Annotated in this window: 1 protein-coding gene and 1 pseudogene; both read right to left on the minus strand. The window is 57.7% G+C overall.

Annotated elements, in window-relative coordinates; genetic code table 11:
- Window positions 1-72: 72 nt before the first annotated feature.
- Entirely contained in the window at window positions 73-864 is a 792-nt protein-coding gene (istB, locus tag ACGYK2_RS17275) for an IS21-like element helper ATPase IstB (protein WP_093744151.1), read from the minus strand.
- Window positions 854-1623: pseudogene (locus ACGYK2_RS17280) on the minus strand (IS21 family transposase); the annotation flags it as partial. The pseudogene ACGYK2_RS17280 and the gene istB, both read right to left, overlap by 11 nt.

The following is a 1623-nucleotide window of genomic DNA, read 5'->3' on the forward strand; positions in this document are numbered from 1 at the left end:
TGTTGATTGTCACTGAGAACTGACCCGGTATTTTCACCGAGATTTGACCCACCCTCAGTTATGCGTCGTGGTTTATGACGCGGTCAATGTTTTGGCCTCCTTTCGTGTTTTCTTTGCAGCCTCAGCGCTGGCCTTGAAGCGGTAGCTGTCGTTTCCGGTTTCGAGGATGTGGCAGCGGTGGGTCAGCCTATCGAGGAGCGCGGTTGTCATCTTTGCATCCCCGAAGACCTGCGCCCATTCTGAGAAGCTGAGGTTTGTGGTGATGATGACGCTGGTGCGCTCGTAGAGTTTGCTGAGCAGGTGGAAGAGCAGCGCCCCGCCAGATGAGCTGAACGGCAGGTAGCCGAGTTCGTCCAAAATGACCAAGTCGACCTTCGTCAGCGTCTCAGCCAGTTTCCCTGCCTTACCAAGTGCCTTCTCCTGCTCCAGCGCGTTGACCAATTCCACGGTCGAGAAGAAGCGCACCTTACGCCGGTAATGTTCGATGGCCTGGACGCCGATTGCTGTGGCGGTGTGGCTCTTGCCCGTTCCGGGACCGCCGATCAAAACGACATTCTCGACCGCTTCGATAAACTCGCATCGGTGTAGCTGCCGCACTGTCGCTTCGTTGATCTCACTCGATGCAAAGTCGAAGCCCGTCAGATCCTTGTATGCGGGGAAGCGGGCAACCTTCGTGTGGTAGGCGATGGACCGTACCTCGCGTTCGGCGATCTCGGCCTTGAGCAGCTGCGACAGCATTGGTGTGGCAGCTTCGAACGCTGGCGCACCCTGGGCGACCAAGTCTTCAATCGCATTTGCCATGCCGTACAGCTTGAGACTGCGTAGCATGATCACGATAGAGGCTCCTGCTGGGTCATGACGCATGGCGCTTCTCCTCAGTCCGTCGCAACCCGTCATAGCGATCGACGTTGGCCTCTGGCGTTGTCTGCAATGCCAGTGCGTCCGGCGGATCGACCTCGGGGTGATCTGTCGGTCTGCGGTCGATCAATCGGTGCAACAGGTTCAGGATGTGCGTCTTGGTGGGGACGCCCGCTTCAAGTGCCAACTCCACTGCGCACAAAACGTCCTCTTCGTTGTGCTGAAGGACCAGAGACAGAATGTCGACCATCTCTCGGTCACCGCCTTCTTTACGCAGCATGTGATCCTGCAATTGACGGAAGGCATCCGGCATCTCCGTGAACGGCGCACCATTCCGAAGTGCGCCCGGTTTGCGTTGGATAACAGCGAGATAGTGGCGCCAGTCATAGATGACCTTGCCGGGCTTTCGATGAGACCGCTCGATGATCCGCGCATGCTTGCAAACCGTTTGCCCTTCAGCGACCACGACCAGCCGTTCGGGATAGACATGCAAACTGACACGGCGGTTCGCAAAGCTGGCGGGAACGCTGTAGCGATTGCGTTCGAACGTGATCAGGCATGTGGGTGACACACGCTTACTATGTTCGATAAAGCCATCGAATGCCGGTGGCAGTGCCATCAGCGTGGGCTTCTCGGCCTCCCACACGTCAGCGATGGACCCCGGCAAAGCCTTGTGCGGTGTCTCTGTCCAAAGGGCGATACAGCGGTCTTCAAGCCATTGGTTCAGCTCTGCCAGATCGGCAAAGACCGGCATGACCTGCCACA

The organism is Sulfitobacter sp. 1A10359, from assembly GCF_043558145.1.
GTDB lineage: Bacteria > Pseudomonadota > Alphaproteobacteria > Rhodobacterales > Rhodobacteraceae > Sulfitobacter > Sulfitobacter faviae.